13 protein-coding genes are annotated in these 16,694 nt (G+C 34.2%); 8 read left to right on the forward strand and 5 right to left on the reverse strand.

What is annotated here, in order from left to right:
• Window positions 1–120 precede the first annotated feature (120 nt).
• Window positions 121–1,554: an McrB family protein gene (locus IC221_RS28345; protein ID WP_188172171.1), complete on the reverse strand. Its 1,434-nt coding sequence runs from the start codon at window positions 1,552–1,554 to the stop codon at window positions 121–123.
• A gap of 353 nt (window positions 1,555–1,907) precedes the next feature.
• Between IC221_RS28345 and IC221_RS28350 the strand changes: the two genes are divergently transcribed.
• The 4 genes from IC221_RS28350 to IC221_RS28365 all read left to right on the forward strand — a co-directional run bounded on the left by IC221_RS28350 (window position 1,908) and on the right by IC221_RS28365 (window position 6,485).
• Complete coding sequence (locus tag IC221_RS28350) at window positions 1,908–2,534, forward strand: hypothetical protein (RefSeq protein WP_188172172.1); 627 nt, start codon at window positions 1,908–1,910, stop codon at window positions 2,532–2,534.
• 114 nt (window positions 2,535–2,648) lie between these two features.
• On the forward strand, window positions 2,649–3,197 hold the full coding sequence (locus IC221_RS28355) for an outer membrane beta-barrel protein (RefSeq protein WP_188172173.1): 549 nt from the start codon (window positions 2,649–2,651) through the stop codon (window positions 3,195–3,197).
• A gap of 416 nt (window positions 3,198–3,613) precedes the next feature.
• Window positions 3,614–4,984, forward strand: coding sequence for a histidine-type phosphatase (locus IC221_RS28360; RefSeq protein WP_188172174.1), 1,371 nt, complete (start codon window positions 3,614–3,616; stop codon window positions 4,982–4,984).
• A gap of 637 nt (window positions 4,985–5,621) precedes the next feature.
• Window positions 5,622–6,485, forward strand: a complete 864-nt coding sequence (locus IC221_RS28365) for a hypothetical protein (protein ID WP_188172175.1) — start codon at window positions 5,622–5,624, stop codon at window positions 6,483–6,485.
• A 352-nt stretch (window positions 6,486–6,837) separates the two neighbouring features.
• Here the strand turns inward: IC221_RS28365 and IC221_RS28370 are convergent, their stop codons facing one another.
• A complete protein-coding gene (locus IC221_RS28370; RefSeq protein ID WP_044209295.1) occupies window positions 6,838–7,221 on the reverse strand; it encodes a VOC family protein in 384 nt (127 codons plus the stop codon).
• A 539-nt stretch (window positions 7,222–7,760) separates the two neighbouring features.
• On the opposite strand from IC221_RS28370, the gene IC221_RS28375 reads away from it, so the two are divergent.
• Entirely contained in the window at window positions 7,761–8,000 is a 240-nt protein-coding gene (locus tag IC221_RS28375) for a VF530 family DNA-binding protein (RefSeq protein ID WP_044209297.1), read from the forward strand.
• A gap of 13 nt (window positions 8,001–8,013) precedes the next feature.
• Here IC221_RS28375 and IC221_RS28380 read toward each other — a convergent pair whose 3' ends face one another.
• Together IC221_RS28380 and IC221_RS28385 are read right to left on the reverse strand one after the other, a co-directional pair.
• Window positions 8,014–9,210 carry an exo-beta-N-acetylmuramidase NamZ domain-containing protein gene (locus IC221_RS28380; RefSeq protein WP_188172176.1) on the reverse strand — a complete coding sequence of 399 codons (1,197 nt, stop codon included), beginning with the start codon at window positions 9,208–9,210 and terminating at the stop codon, window positions 8,014–8,016.
• Entirely contained in the window at window positions 9,203–11,008 is a 1,806-nt protein-coding gene (locus tag IC221_RS28385) for a glycoside hydrolase family 3 N-terminal domain-containing protein (RefSeq protein ID WP_188172177.1), read from the reverse strand. Before IC221_RS28385 ends, IC221_RS28380 begins: the two co-directional genes overlap by 8 nt.
• 140 nt (window positions 11,009–11,148) lie before the next feature.
• Here IC221_RS28385 and IC221_RS28390 point away from each other — a divergent pair, with 140 nt between their 5' ends.
• From IC221_RS28390 to IC221_RS28400, 3 genes are all read left to right on the forward strand, one after another.
• Window positions 11,149–12,087, forward strand: a complete 939-nt coding sequence (locus tag IC221_RS28390) for a hypothetical protein (protein ID WP_188172178.1) — start codon at window positions 11,149–11,151, stop codon at window positions 12,085–12,087.
• 4 nt (window positions 12,088–12,091) lie between these two features.
• The gene (locus tag IC221_RS28395) at window positions 12,092–14,779 is read left to right on the forward strand and encodes a CHAT domain-containing protein (RefSeq protein ID WP_188172179.1); all 2,688 of its coding nucleotides are present in this window, start codon (window positions 12,092–12,094) and stop codon (window positions 14,777–14,779) included.
• Between the two features lie 69 nt (window positions 14,780–14,848).
• Entirely contained in the window at window positions 14,849–15,571 is a 723-nt protein-coding gene (locus IC221_RS28400; protein ID WP_188172180.1) for a response regulator transcription factor, read from the forward strand.
• A 515-nt stretch (window positions 15,572–16,086) separates the two neighbouring features.
• Here IC221_RS28400 and IC221_RS28405 read toward each other — a convergent pair.
• Window positions 16,087–16,694: acyl-CoA thioesterase (locus tag IC221_RS28405; protein ID WP_367397794.1), on the reverse strand; the 608-nt coding region annotated here is incomplete at its 5' end.

Consider the following 16,694-nt stretch of genomic DNA (forward strand, 5'->3'; position numbering starts at 1 on the left):
GGCTGAGTTTAACTTTTTTGTGTGGTAACTTAAAATTAAACATTTTCTCTGATTAGCTTTTTTTGTCATGTACTAAACTCCTTTTTCTAAAACTATATTTAAGTGTTTTACTTCCATAGTCTAAGCCTCTGCGTAACTAGCAAACCCGTTATCAATCACATTTTGATACATTCTTTGAAGTTTCTCAAAGGAAATTGGGTACTTTATCTCTAATTTAGATAGGTCTTCAAAATCTTCTATATCCGCAGAATTTTTGGTACAAAGTTTACCTAGTTCTAATAAAACAGGAACTAACTTTCTTCTTGAACCGTGTAACTTAGGTAACATCTTTTGCATGATTGCAATATCAATTTGAGAATCAAAACTTATTGAATCATCTAGTAATTTTAATACGGAAGTTAGTTTTGTGATTTCTCCAGCAGTACGGTAACCAAACTCAGCTCCTACTTTCTTCAATACTCTAAAGAAATGGATTAGAATATCCTTTACATCCTCAGTTTCTGTTGTATAGTCATCTTCCAGTTTTTTAATAAAATCAGCTGCATAATCCTTTCCTGCTTCCTCTAAAAGTTCTATATCAACTTCACCCTCAAGATTAAAGAAGTTTTCAATATCAATTTCATCCAATCGAAACTCAATAACATTGGCTCTGTCAAGTACTTTAGGACTAAACATATAGGTTGTTTCGTCGATATTTACAGTGCCAATGATTAATAAATTGCTTGGTAAAGAAATCCTATCTGGAACACCCTCTATGACATTCGAAGCATGAAGTTTAATAGAATCTTTTGATTCCATTGCACTCAAAAAGTCTGCAAAATATCTTTCCACATGACTTAAATTCATTTCATCTAAAATAAGAAAATAAGGTTTATCCGGATTTTCATTTGCCTTAATAATTAAATCTAAAGTTCCATTATCTGGCTTTATATACTCCGTTGAATTTAGTGCATTTGGATACCCCAATAAAGGCTCTCTATTAGTCCAATCAGCACCTACAGCTACTATCCCATATTGAGATTTATCTTCACAAATCCATGTTGCAAAAGATTGAGTAAGTTTGGTTTTTCCTGAGCCTGATAGGCCTGAGAGGAGGACAAAGGGTTTTGTTATTAGAGAGGAGATGAAGCGGGTGGTAAGTGTTTCTTCGAAATTTAGGTTACTTTCCTTTAAGTCATTATTAAATATTTCAACGTTTAATTTTTTTGAAATACTATTTATTTTAGGTTCTTGTAATACAGCTCTTTCTGGCTGTTCTTTTGTCAGAAAATATTGACAGATATCTTTTAGGTTACTATTATATCCAAAAATATATTTATCCCAACTTAAATTAAACTCATCAACAATGTGCTTTCCATTGTAATCCATTGTCCTATTTCCGATTTCTTCAACGGTAAGTTTATTTTGTGCAATTAGGTTTAATAATTCATCAATTAATCCCTTTGGAATGATTCTAACTTGATTATTTTGGCCTTTTTTCAAATAGAAAGTATCACCTTTTAACGATACTTCATACTGAGCTGCGTTTTTGCCAATTAGGAATGGTTCCATCATACTAGTATTTCTATATTTTTAAACAAAAGTTTGTCTTTCAAAATCAGGGTAAAGAATTTTGTTTTATGTTACAATTAAAAAATTACGGAATAGTAATAAAAATTAAAGGTGAATAATTCACATTTATTAAATTGCTTTCCATTATACTTGACATTCTCCAAAAAAACAGCTAACCTTACAACACATTGATTATCATCAGTGTAGTTAATTTATTCAAAAACTAAGCTTATTCTCACTGCTCTAAGATTCATACTTGATATACATTCATATCCCCTATTTAAAATTAATTTGTAGTTGAATTTCAAATCAATGATGATCTGTGGTGCATAAGCAAAACTTAAAACCACTTAATCATGTCAATTGCTAAAAAAAATGAGAGAAAAATTCTAGAACGTGCCCACTTTACTTTTTCAAATGCTTTAAATACACCCAAGATACGTCAGCTATTAGAGTTGAATGGGTATCATAAATCTCAAATAGAAGAAGGTCTTTTGATTTCTTCTGAAACAGAAAGCTTGTATAAGGAATTTGACATTGTCCGTGAAGAACTGAAGCGGTTGGAGGAGCTGACCAAGGTGAGGAGTTGTCAACTCTTCAATTATTTTGATATTCATAGGCAAGCGTTGACGAAATTATATGAAAATGATCACCTTGTCTCCAACGCTTTGAAATTGAATGATGAAATGCCTTCTTCCAATTTAGAATTGTTGAAAGAAGTAGAAAGGATGTATTATACGATTACCAAAAATATTTTCATTAAGGATAAAGTCAAATCTATTAATATTGATGAAGATGCTCTCGAGCAGATACAATATGTTATCAATGATATAAAGGAGAAACGTGAGGTACTTTCGCAATTAAAGAGAAATGTCCAAGCATTATTTTTAGTGATCAGTGAAAAGCAACAACTTTTACTCCATAAAATTGAGGAAATAAAAGACATCGCCAATAGACAATTGAGTGATCAGTTCTCTTCTTAGCTTAAAACAATGAATACAATCGAATTTTAATGATTTACAGTTGAATTTTATATAAAGCATCTCCTATTCAAACCGTTAAAGAGGTTATAATTTCAATTTAAATCATAAAAGTTCATGAAAAATTTATTCTTTTTATTAGCTACATTATTGTTGTTCTCGGTGAATGCTCAAGCACAATTTTATCTTGGTGCATCTGGTGGTAACTCCTTCATCAATCAAGACTTAAACGATATCAATGGCAGTAGTTTTCAAGTAGACGACAATACGGGTAGCTGGAAAATATATGGTGGTATTGGTAATAAATTCTTAGGGGTTGAAGGTGGTTACAGAAGTGTGGGAACTGCTTCAACTGTTGCGAACGATGTCCCTTATGAAACGTCTATCACAGGTTGGGATGTAGCCGCAAAAGGAACGGTTCATATTGGTCCAGTGTTTGGTTTTGCAAAAGCCGGTGCTTTCTTTGGCCAATACGACAATAGATACCCAGAAGTCAGCAGTTTAGAGAAAAGTACCTCTTTTATGTGGGGACTTGGTGCAGGTGTACTTCTTGGAGATACCTTTGAAATCAGAATGGAATGGGAATTTTTAAACCTTCAAGGAAGTAATAACATCTCAACATTGAGTTTGGGTACTGCTATTCACTTTGGCGGAGGTAAAAACTAAAATAATTTTATCAATCATTGAAAAACAGCTGATCTCATTGACTTGAGGTGGGCTGTTTTGTTTTTGGTAGCTATAGAAAAATCATCGAAGCGAAAGAAATGGAATTTAGCATTTGGCCTCTAAGCCTTGACTTTTTTGATTCGTTTTGTGTTAAGACAAAATATAAAAGAAGTCTGATTGAAAGTGAATGAAAACTTAGTGTATAATATGGTGGACTAAGTTTCTATTATTTTAAAATAATCCCATTGATTTAAAAGAATAGTTTAGAAAATTCTTTGTAGGGTATCAATCGTTCAGTAAATTCAGTATAACATTGTCGCTGAAAGACTTATTAACTATAAACTAACATTCAAATGATGCTTTAGTAACATCAATGTTACATTTTTGTGTCACTAATTAAATTCTATCTTACACTAATGATTAATTATTTTAAATCAACATTAATTACAACGTTCGTTTTACTAACTCAGATTGCTTGTCAAAAAGTTGAAGATACTCCCCTAGTGATAGAAACGAAATGGCACCTTGGATCAAAACAAAATTACACCGCACCAATTGAAAATATCGAGTTACCAAAAGATTACAATCTTTCATTTATTGCACATGTTGCTCGACATGGATCACGATTTATGAGTGGTCCCAATGAAGATATTGCATTGTTTAATTTGATGAACGATGCGGATCATAAAGATCAATTGACAGAGGAAGGTGAAAAATTATTAGAAGAGGTGAAAGAACTGACCATGCTTCAATTTGGAAGGTATGGTAGATTGACACAATTAGGGCGTAAAGAACACTATGAGATGGCTCAAAGAATGTACCTCTTGGATAGTGCTTTTTTTAAGTCATCTAACAAGATAATCGGTAATGCTACTTATAAGCTTCGTACACAATATTCTAGGGCTTCTTTTATCAAAGGGCTTGTAGATATTGGCGGAAAGAACAATTGGAAGATTAATAATTTTGAAAAAGGTAATGATCCTCTTTTACGTTTTCATAAAGTCTCTCCAAAATACAAGGCTTACAAAGATTCTGCATTATGGCTCAGTCAAATCAATGATATTGTAAACTCTGATCAATACCACAAACTGGCTTCTACCATTCTCCCAAAATATTTTAAAGCTGAATTTCTAGAACAGTTTGAACGTGATGATGTCTATTATTTAGATGGTGAAAACGAAAAGGCTATTCGTTCAAGAATGGATATTGTATTAGGACTTTATGAGTGTTTTAAAATAGCGTTTGCCATTCCTGAAAATCAACGTCCTGACTTTATGATTTTTACTTATGAACAAACAAGATTATTAGCTAAAGTAGGTGATATTGAAACATTTTATGCCAAAGGGCCAGGATACCCTAAAAGAAATACTTCTTATTCCAATGCTGTCGGCTTAATGCTCCACCTTACTCAACAGTTACAATTGGCTTCGGAAAATAAGTTAGACTATCAAGGTTATTTTAATTTCGCACATGCTGAAACCACTTTGCCTTTGTTGGTTTATCTTAATGTAAATGATGTCAATAGAAAAGCCAATAATTTATTACATATCGATTGGTCAACTAGTGATTATGCTATGATGGCCACCAACCTTACTTGGATGCTATTGGAACAAGAAGGAAAGTATTATGTACAAATCAGGTTTAATGAAGTGCCAGCTACCTTACCCATCAATAGTAATGAAGCAGGAATATATGCACTAGAGGATTATGTTGACTATATCACTAACCTTGTTCAACCTTATCAAATCAGTGATACAAATTATAAGGAAATTGTATCACATTTTTAAAAGCTTTTCTTTTCTGAAATATACATACATCGTAAACTAAGTTTTCGTTAACTTTTAATCAACCTTTCTCCACACATTTATAGGCTCTACTTTCAAGCTGCCTTCTTCTTCATTTTTCCATTGATGAAAAACGAAGCAAAAAATCTAGGTCTTGAAGTAGCAAATGAATTGGGTAGAAAGTCCACTGGCGCGAATGTTAAGTGATAGCGGCATTCGTATCCTAAAGATCAGCAGAAATCTCCTGATTTCTTAACACCATAAATATTCGAAAACTTAATTTACAATATAACAAACACTGATGTTTTCTTTTTATGATTTTGTTGATAAAGAAGAGAGAAACTTCATATGCTAGGGCGTTGTTTTACAATGCCCTTGTTTATTTCTGTAGTTCATGATTCTACGATTTAAGTTGGAGTTTTCTTTCATTTTTTATGGACTGAAAATAAGCACCCCCACCGGATCACTCCCTTGTAGGTCATTTAGGATGATTTTTAAAACATAAAAACGACCATTTCTTAAAAAATCACCTTGATTTCAAAGGTCGCTCCTCTTCACAATTTCAAGCTTTTTTTACCATTTCTTAATAGTCCGTTCATTCTGTTCACATGTCATAGAGTTAACCAAAAAAACATACTTTATGAAACTCTACATCATCATTCTATTACTCTTTATGCTCTCCAATCCTATTTGTGCTCAAGGCAAAATTGACAAGCTCAAAAAGAGTGTCAAACAGAAAAAAGAAAAGCCGCACGAGAAGGTCAGCGACAATGAAGTTAACAATGCTACTGGCGAAGTGATTTTTAATATTCTAAAGAGTATGGCTTCGGGCAATAATTCAAATGTTGAAGGAAATTACCCCGCACAACCAACCAATCGATCGAGAGCCTATGCTGGAGAAAGCGAATTAGAAGAAGTCCCAGAAAGGACTACATTATCTACACTGAGAATGCAAAAATACCCTTACGCTAATGGAACCAATGGAAAATATGTTAGAAACGTTGAAATGCAAAATCATTCATCACTAATACTTGAAGGTAACTATTACAATGAATCGAAAGAAATCAGTGGTTTTAATGGCTTACTTCAATTCAATGCTTCTCCAAAATTTAGTTTCCTTTTGAGAACAAATATGATTACAGAAAAAATAAATGACAAAGAAGACCGGGTGGAACTGTATCATATGAATCTGAGTTATCATTTGATCTCTGAAAGTGAAATTGACTTGTGGATTGGCGGTGGACTTTCTGCGTTATCCTTAGATGAAAATTATACGGGTCACAATTACAACATTGGTACTGAGATATTCATTGCAAAACCTATTAGTCTGTATTTCAACTGGCATTTTGGCACTTTTGATGAAGACATTAAATTCCAAGAAATTCATTTTGATCTCAAATGCTATTTGAAAAACTTCTACTTAAAGGCCGGTTATCTTAATACCAAAATCGTAGATGTTGGATTCAATGGTTTTACAGTAGGTGCTGGTGTTGTGATATTCTAAGAGCTTATTTGAAACCTCTACTTTATAAGCATTTAATACACTGCAAACTAATCTTTTATTAATTAACTCAATTTCATTTATAAAAGATAAATGGTAGCGTATTGTGGTTCGCAAGGACGTTGCAATACAACGACCCTACACAACTGCATTTTAGAAGATATTCTTAAAACTCTTGCCTTTTGAACTGTAATCAGGCAAGAGCTTAATAGTATCTAAAACAGCCTTAACTTTTTTGCTTCTTTTTGTTTTAAGACAAAAACCAAGAAGAAGGAAGCTTAAAAGTAGGTCTTATAAAATCTTGTAAAAAGACCAATTGGTAGTTAACGAACACTTAGCTAACAACATACTGATATTACACTTCTTCCTTCAACTTCCAAGGAGGATTTAATCGATTTTCTCCTGCAAAAAATAAGATGATACGATTGCCATCCAAGTCTTTTAGGCGGGCTTCTCTCCAAAGCCATCTTTGATCCGTTGGCATCATTTCAAACTGTATACCTTTTCCTATTAATTCTTCTACTTTTTGATCCAAATCATCACATTCAAAATAAACATAGGTTCCTTCACCTTGGGGAAGTTGATCTACAAGATGTAAGGAAAAAGTCGCTCCATTTTCACATTCAAAACGGGCATAATGATCATCTGAATGTACAATGAGCTTCAAACCCAATTTTTGATAAAATGAAATGGCTGCTGGAACATTTAAAGTGGGGACTGTAATTTGATTTAAGTTCATTGTATAGAGTTTATGAATAATTAGTGAAGCAATGCTTAAAAATAATAATTTTGTAAATTATCAGGGAACATTTAACACATCATAAACTAAGTTTTAAAATAGTTATGGTATTTAGAAATCAGGAGATTTCTGATGATCTATAGGGTACAAATGACGCTTTCGCTTAACATTTGCACCATGGATATTGAGTTGAGAATTCAAATACTCATTTTGTAGTTCTTTCATCGGCCTTGAAGGGAAAAGCGTGAAGAATTTCATGGAGTGAGCCGTTAAAAATGATTTTCTTGTTTGAGCAAAGCGAGTTTAAAATCATTGAGGCGAAAGGAGTGAAATTTAGCTTTTGACTTCAAAGCCTTGAATTTTTTGCTTCTTTTTGTGTTAAGACAAAAATGAAGAAGAAGGAAGCTTGACAGTAGGTCCTATAAAATCGAGTAGAAATACAGATTGAAAGTTAACGATGATTTAGTTTACAGCCCATTTAATCGTTAACGAAAATTAGTTTATGCACAATCGATAATTATATTTTATACTTTTGTGGAATGGAAAATACAAAACAAGAACAGCCTAACAATCCCCTTCACGGAATAAAACTCTCTGATATTGTAGAATATTTAGTGGATTATTACGGTTGGGAACAATTACATCATAGAATACCTGTCAACTGCTTTTATAATAACCCCTCTGTTAAATCAAGTTTGAAATTCTTACGTAGAACTCCTTGGGCAAGAGAGAAAGTAGAACAACTCTACCTTGAAAAAATGAAGAGGCAATCAAAGTAAGCCCTTACTTCCGTTAATCCTTGTAGAGTAAATATTTCTTTCTCTTCAATTTATAAGTATCCAAACCTTCTTTCCAAGCCACTTTTATTTCAGACTCCGTCTCTCCTTTTGCCAAAGCCAATCGAACTTGATCGGTTCCGCATAAAAGGTCCATCCATTTATTTTTTGAAATCACTGATTTCCCTTCAGCAGTTTTAAATTTTCGATTCCAATCAATCAGGTAAGAAAGTTGTAATCCACCTTCCGCTACAGCTCTTAAATCTTCACCAAAACACAATTGGTCTTTTAAAACAGGATTGGATGCCGCACCTGGAGTGGCTTTAGGGGTAAACTCAAACACCCCTAATTTTGAATTAGGATAACCGATCACTTGAAATGGAAATGCCGTACCTCTTCCAATACTTACAGGAGTTGCCTCAAAAAAGCATAAGGAAGGATAAAGTAAAATGGATTGATCGTTAGGCAAGTTCGGTGATGGTTTTATTGGCAAACTATAAGGCATAGAGTGATCATAATTTTTCACCGGAATTATCTTTAAATCACAATTGGTTTTATTTCTTAACCATTGCTCTCCATTGATCATTTGTGCCAACTCCCCTACCGTCAAGCCATGAAGGATGGGGATTTTGTGCATTCCCACAAAAGATTTAAACTTAGGGTCTAAAACTGGACCGTCAATATGCATTCCATTAGGATTCGGTCTGTCCAACACCAACATTTCTTTCCCTGCCTCTGCACAAGCTTCCATCATATAATGCATTGAGCTGATATAGGTATAAAAACGACAACCTACATCTTGTATATCAAAAATGACAATATCTACCTGCTCTAAAAGTGTTGGAGAGGGTCTTTTATTTTTCCCATAAATGGAATAAATCTTAATGCCTGTTGAAGGATCGATGGCGTCTTTTACGTGTGCTCCTGCATCTTCTTTCCCTCTAAAACCATGTTCAGGTGCAAAAATCATTTGTATATCAACTCCTAAAGCTACCAATGAATCCACTAAATGCTGCTCCTTTATCATGGAGGTTTGATTGACCAAAACCCCTACTTTTTTATCTTTCAAGTACGGTAAATATTGATCTGTTTGCTCCGCTCCAGTGACGATCTCTGGTACAATTTCAACTTTATGCTCCACCTTTTGTTGTGTTTCGGCTGTACAAGCGAAATTCAATAAAATAAGAAATGGAAGTACTAATAATTTATACATCGGTTTTATTGATTTTAGGGATGGACAATGTAGAAATCTGTTCTCTTTCTACAGCTTGAATATTGGGATTTTCAAAGGATTTATAAGAAGTTCCTTCTTTGTATCGTGCATCTATTGTTACAGGTAACGTTCCTTTGGGTTGAATCTTACCTACCACCATTTTCCCTACGGCATTTCGAAGTGCTTTGGAATTTTGATATGTGATAATAATACCGTTTTGTTTTTCAATACCTTGGAATGAACGAAGCACATAGGCATTACCCAAAACTACAGTAAAATGTTGAGGTAAAAGGTTCGCCATTTCAATGTATTTCACCTGGGTGTAGGTGATTTTGTAAGGATATTTTAATGCCGGAGAAGCTTTTCCTTTTTCCAATTCGACAGCAATATCTTTCGCCCCTTGCGTCATATAAAAACCAGACAACTGACTAATGACAGTATTATAATTTTTTAATTTCTTGATTAATGCGTTTACGGCACTGATCGAGGCATTTTTAGATAAGTAAAATGAAGTTACTTCCAAACCTTGACCTTTCAAGGTGTTCGCTAACTCTGAGTATTCTTGTGTACCGATATTGACCACGGCGATTTTACCACTATTGGTTTTCAATGGCAATCCTCCTTCATACTGTAAGAGTGTCACGGCCTCATCGGCTATATTCTGAATTAAGTGAGTAGCTTTTAAAGGATGTAAATCTTCTTTTAAACGTGCAGTAGAAATTGAAGTAACTTGATGTGCTCCCGTCCATTTCTTCATCAATAACATACGCCAACCTTTTTGGTCAATTTCTTCCCAAGACAAATTCCCTCTTTCAATTTCATCCATCACAGCATCAATGGCATCACCAATATGGTTGGTAAACTCTACCACATCATTTCCGGCTACTAATGCTTTTGCATCCGCAACTCCATATTTTTGAAATCTTTTGGTAATGGCATTCATCAATATCCCATCTGTAAACACCAAACCATTAAAAGCTAATGAATCTCTTAATACCTCTTTTACAATTTTTGGGGATAAAGAAGAAGGTTGATCGTCCCAAACGGGCACACTTAAATGAGCGGTCATTACCCCTCCTACACCTGCTTCTATTAATTTTTTATAAGGATATAGCTCCATAGAATCCAATCTTGCCACATCATGGGGTATCACGGGCAAATCTTTATGAGAGTCAACACTTGTGTCACCGTGTCCAGGAAAATGTTTTCCTACAGCCAAGACCTTTTGAGATTGAAGCCCCTGCATGTATTGAATTGCTTTTGCGGCTACTTTTTCTTTATTTTCCCCAAAAGATCTATAGTTGATCACTGGATTTAAAGGATTATTATTTAAATCTACGACGGGGCCATAACTTACTCCTACACCTACTCTCTTTAACTGTTCAGCCATCTGAACTCCCATTTCAAAAATTAATTGGTCATCTTCAATCGCTCCCAAAGTCATAGCATAAGGATAAGAAATACCGTCTTTTGGTAAGCGCATCCCCAAACCCCATTCTGCATCCAAAGTATACACTAAAGGCGTCTTTGCCACTTTATTCAGTTTATTGATGGCATTGATTTGAGTTTCAGCTCTGCCTTTAAAGAAGATAACACCACCCACATTATATTTTTTCACCAAGTCTTCTACCTCAGCATAACTGTTTGATGTATAATGAGGCACTATAAATAATTGTGCTATTTTTTCTTCTTCCTCTAATGAATTCCAAACCGAGTCTACCCAATGTAAATCCTCCATAGAGGCATTAAAAAAAGAGGGAAAATGCTTCTTTTGTGCTGTTGCAATTGTGCTTATCACAAGAAAGACCTTCAAAAAAAGTATTGATTTCAAGAAATTAGGCATATATTTCGGATATAAGTGTTTTTTCTGTTAGCTCAAAACACTAAATTAATAACTCTCTTATCAAAAAACATTGTTTATTTACTTTCTTTTCAGTGATGTATTTTTTTGCAATTGTTTTCGCACTTTTTTTATTCCATCAAAATCTAATTTACGCTCAAGGTTGTAGTGATGCAGGTATTTGTACCACAGGAGCACTTAACCCAGAAAATGATGGAGAGAACCTCTCGTATTTTGAAAATAAATTTACAGTAGATTATCTATTGTATTATCAGCTTTATCAAGACAATCAAACCGATAGAGGTATTGGACTTGCTGTCAACTATCATCTTAATAGAAGAAATAGTTTTCAGATCAAAACAAATTATGCTATCAAAGAAAGTCCTTTGACAAGAACTAGTGGACTTGGTGACATTACGTTGGCTTACAGTTATGCTTTGCTGCAAACTGACAAATGGCAAATCTCCACTGTAATAGGTGGTAAAATCCCAACGTCAGATGCTGATATTTCACTTAACGGTTTACCGTTACCGATGTATTTCAATACTTCATTGGGGACGTACGATGCCCTTTTCGGTTTTGCGATTTCATCAAAAGCATGGCATTTCTCTTTTGGTTACCAACAACCGCTAACTACTGCCTCGAAACACGAATACGATCCTGATTATTGGTCTGAACAACCTAATTATAAATGGATGCAAAATTGGTACCCTGCCACTCGTCACTTAGATCGTAAGGCGGACGTTTCAGGAAGAGTTAAATATACTTTAAGAACTTCGAAATGGTCGCTATCTCCTTCTGTTTTGGCTATTTATAAATTAGAAAATGGCTATGTGGAAAGCCTTAATAATGGGAATTATGATTTTGAGGGATCAGATGGTCTAGCCCTCAATATTCTTGTTGAAGGAAGTTATAACTTCTCTCCTTATTTTAGTATGGGTGCTGTAGCTGGATATGCGGCGGTACAACGTCCATTTAACCCTGACGGTTTAGCGAGAGATTACGTTTTTAACCTACTATTGAAACATCAATTCTAAGACAATGAACAAAAAACTATTTTTTTATACTACCTACTTACTTCTACTTCCTTTTTCATTATTCAGTCAAAATGTATGGCTAGATAGTGCCATCTCTTATTATGAATATGGTGATTTTGATAAGTCGGTTGCATTACTTCATAAAATCCCCAATTCCTCTACCAAAACATTAAAGAATAGACAAAAAGCGTGGTTGGGAAAAAACTTTGGACAACTAGGTTTATACACCAAAGCATTCCAAATTTTAGACGACAACATTGATAAAAATTCACTGACTTATATTGAAGTACTCAATGCGAAAGGGTTCCTTTATCAAAATCAAGGTTATCCCAATGAAGCCATAAAAGTACTGGAGGAAGGAACATTATTATTGAATAAGTTTAAGGAAAGTCAACTCTTAAACACGCTCAAAATTGAAAACTTTTCCCTAACAGGTATTGCCTATTGGCAACTTGGAGCTATTGACGAAGCCTCTGACTACCTCAAACAAGCACTGATGCTAAATGAGCAAGCCAATAACAAAATCGGTGCGGCCAATATCAATTTAAATTTAGGGTTAGTCTATAGTGCTACTGATTCCTATAAAGCACAATATTATTACGAAGAAGCCTTAAAGGTTTATAACGAGATCTACCCTGAAGAAAACCATCCAAGTATGGCTTCGATCTACATCAATATTGGCATTGTCTTTCAAAAGAACTTTATGTTAGATAAAGCAATTTCCTCTTTTGAAAAAGCAGCAAGTATTTGGGGTAAAACGTACGGTGAAAAACATCCGAATATAGCGTTTGCTTATGTAAACATGGCAGATGCTTATTTAAAAAGTAATCAACCGGAGTTAGCCGTTGAATTTTATGACTTGGCACTTTCTCAATATCAATCCATCTTCGGTGCTAAACACCCTGAAATTGCAAATATCTTCCTTAAAAAAGGAGAAATCAATTTCGAAGCAGGAAACACCAAAGAAGCCCTCCGATTATACCAAGAAGCATTAATTGCCAACAACACCAATTTTAATGATACAAATATAAACGGTCAACCTTCTGGAGAAGACTTCATTAGTCCGTTTATCAATATTGTGTTATTACAGAAAAAAGCGGAAGCCCTTGAAAAACTGCATTATACTAAAACACTAAAGCGAAGTGATTTAATAGTCGGTGTTGAAGGTTTAAAACTTGCACATCATACAATTCAAAATGTAAGAACGACTCAAAGAAATAATGCTGATAAAATACGATTAAGTGCCGTCACCAATGATATCTATTCAAGTGGTATCACATTGTGTTTAGCACTTTCTAAAGCCTCTATTAATTCAGAGAAATGGATTAAGGAAGCTTTTAATTTCGTAGAGTGGAGCAAGGCGGCCACATTGTTAGCATCCATACAAGAAACAAATGCGAAATCCTTTTCTGGGATTCCATCTTCTCTATTAGAAAAAGAGAATCTATTATTAGAGGAAGTAAGTGCTTTGGAACAACAGATTCTCAATTGTAATCCTTCTGAGGTGCAATCGTTGGAAGAGCAATTATTTGAAACTCAAAGTGAGTTAAAAGCTCATGTAAGTGCTCTGGAAAAGGAATATCCGAAGTATTATGAACTAAAATACAAGCAGGAAAATATCTCTTATGGTGAAATTCAAGAAAATATAGGAAGTAATGAGGCATTGATCAGCTACTTTATTGCAGAAAAAGAAGAGCTGCTTTACATTTTTGTGATCACTAAGGGAAGCATCAAGTTATTTACGGAAGTTTTTGATGATAATGTCAAAGATGAAATCATTAGTTTAGAGACAGGGTTGAAATTCAACTTTGATGAAATCATCATCATGTCGACCAATTACCTATCACCAATTTTATTTCCTTTTACATTTTCTGACAATATCAATAAGATTACATTTTTATTGGATGGGCAAATCAACAATATTCCAATGGACTTGCTCTTAACAGAAGAAGTGACGGATAAGAATTTGCCTTTCAATAAATACCCTTTCCTTGTCAACAAATTTGCCGTCAACTATAATTTCTCGGCCACTCTTGCCTTTTCAACTACTCAAGAAGAAGAAGTTACACCAAGTTTTGCAAGTTGGGCTCCAGTGAATTTCACTGACAGTTCGGGTACAGAAATCTTGAGTAGCTTATACGGTACACTTTCTGAGGTCAATGAGATTGGTGCTTTATTCAGAACTAAAGGGTGGAATGCTCAAAACTATACCTATGCAAATGCTAGAAAAAGCATCCTAAAAAGTGATAGTGTCAACACGTACAACTACCTCCACTTTGCAACACATGGGTTTGTAGATTCAGAACATCCTAATCAATCCTTTATTTATTTATTAGATGAAGAAGGTCATGAGGGACTTCTGTACGCCGCTGACATTTATAATCTTGATTTAGATGTCAACTTGGTGACGCTCTCTGCTTGCGAAACTGGAATGGGTAAATTAAGTAAAGGTGAAGGATTAATCGGTCTTTCGAGAGCATTAAAATATGCTGGAGCGAAGAATTCTATTGTTTCCCTTTGGAACATCAATGATTACTCAACGGCTTTATTAATGAAGCATTTTTATAGTGGAATTACGGCTGGAGAATCCATTTCTACCTCACTTCAAAAAGCTAAAATTAAACTTATCCAAGATGGTCTTTACTTCAGTCCATATTATTGGGCTCCATTCACATTAATTGGTCATCATTAGGAACTTATGAATACTGTGGGTTGTTGTTGAGATTGACTATAAATGTTTTTCCCAAAAACTATTCTTTTTATGAAGAGTAACGAAACCACAGTATTAGTAATTGATGATGAGAAAAATCTACTAGACAGTATTATCGACTTACTTGAGATTAATGACTTTAATGTATTAGCCGCACAAGGAGGACTTGAAGCACTTGAAATGATTGAAAATAGAATGCCTGATATCATCCTTTGTGATATCATGATGCCTCATATGAATGGATATATTTTCTTGCAGGAGTTAAGAAGAAATCCATTAGCTGTAGGTGTTCCTTTTATTTTCCTCTCTGCCAAAAGTGATAAACAAGATATCAGAAGAGGTATGGATTTAATGGCTGATGACTACCTCACAAAACCCTTTACGCATGAGGAACTTATTAGTAGCATTACAGCTAGAATGGCCCGAATTGATGTATTAAAAAGGGAGATTATGATGTTTATGCAAAACATCAATCATAGTATTGAAACGGTACATTCTAATCTGACAAGTTCACCTATTTCAAATGAGCTAGAAACTGTAAAGGCAATGTTGAAGAGTCAGAATGAAGCGATTGAAAAATACTGTCATATCAACTCACATAAGGTAAGAGGTCCTCTATGTAGAATAATGGGATTATTGGAATTATTCAATGAACAAGATAATGGCTACAATAAGGAGATTCTCACTCACCTAAAAACAAGTGCATCGGATTTAGATAAAATTACTAAAGAGATTTCCTATGCCATCGCCACCACAACTAGAACCTCAGCCTAGAAAAAGTAAAAGGTTTTTAGCAACATATCAATGCTGTTAAAAACCTTTTTTAATGCTTACCCGAGATTCCCCATTTAAGCTAAGTGATCGATAACTATCAATCACCATTTCTACAATTTTTCTATGCTTTACTTTCAAGCTCCCTTCTTCTTCATTTTTTCCATTGCTGAAAAAACGAAGCAAAAAAAGCTAGGCTTAGAAGTCAAAAGCTAAATTCCATTCCTCTCACCTAAATGATTTTAAACTCGCTAAAGCTCAAACAACAAAATCATTTTTAACGGCTCAATACATGAAATTCTTAACGCTTTTCCCTTCAAGGCCGGGGGAATAACTACTAAATGATTGTCTGATTACAGCTCAAGAGTAAAGCGTTTTATAATTATCGTCTAAAATGCAATTCTGTAGGGACATTGCATTGCAACGTCCTCGCGAACCACTATACATAACCACTTATTCCTTATAAAGTGAACTACTAGAATCAACGATAACTTAGTTTACAATATTTTGAATAGAGATTATTTAATAATTTTCTCTTTCAATTGTGTAATTCTTTCTTCAAAAGAAGTTTTTGAAATGTCCACATCCTTATTTCGGATCGTGTCTAAATATTCAAAAACGGCTTCTTGATGGTCGGTGCTTTTTCCAGTATTTGCCTCAATATACCTCATTTTAGACCACAATACTGTTTTAAGTTGTGTTTTTGCATCATTCATCATATAATATTCTACCACTATAGAATTATGATCTACATGAATGATACTTGACTTAATTCTTACCCACTCTCCAACAGCAGCAGGTCGTAAATAAGAAATTTGATGATTGAAAATCACCCAGCCTGTACCAAACTCTTTATAAATGTCTGCGGTGTTATAACCATACAATTGTGGCACCCTATCCTCTCTAGCATTGAAGAAATAATCAAAATACTTAGAGTTATTTAAATGTCTGAAAGGGTCACAATCTTGAAAACGAATAATGACTCTCGACTCCGTTTCCTTCGGATAACTTTTTTGTAAATCGTGATAAAAAGGCATAAATAGGTTTATTTTACTGACCTTTCGCTCACCAAAAATTTGCGAATGGTAAAAGTATAAATATAAGGATGCTAAATTAAGCTGTTTTT

Origin of the sequence: Flammeovirga sp. EKP202, from assembly GCF_014534745.1 — a bacterium.
Classification (GTDB): Bacteria; Bacteroidota; Bacteroidia; order Cytophagales; family Flammeovirgaceae; genus Flammeovirga.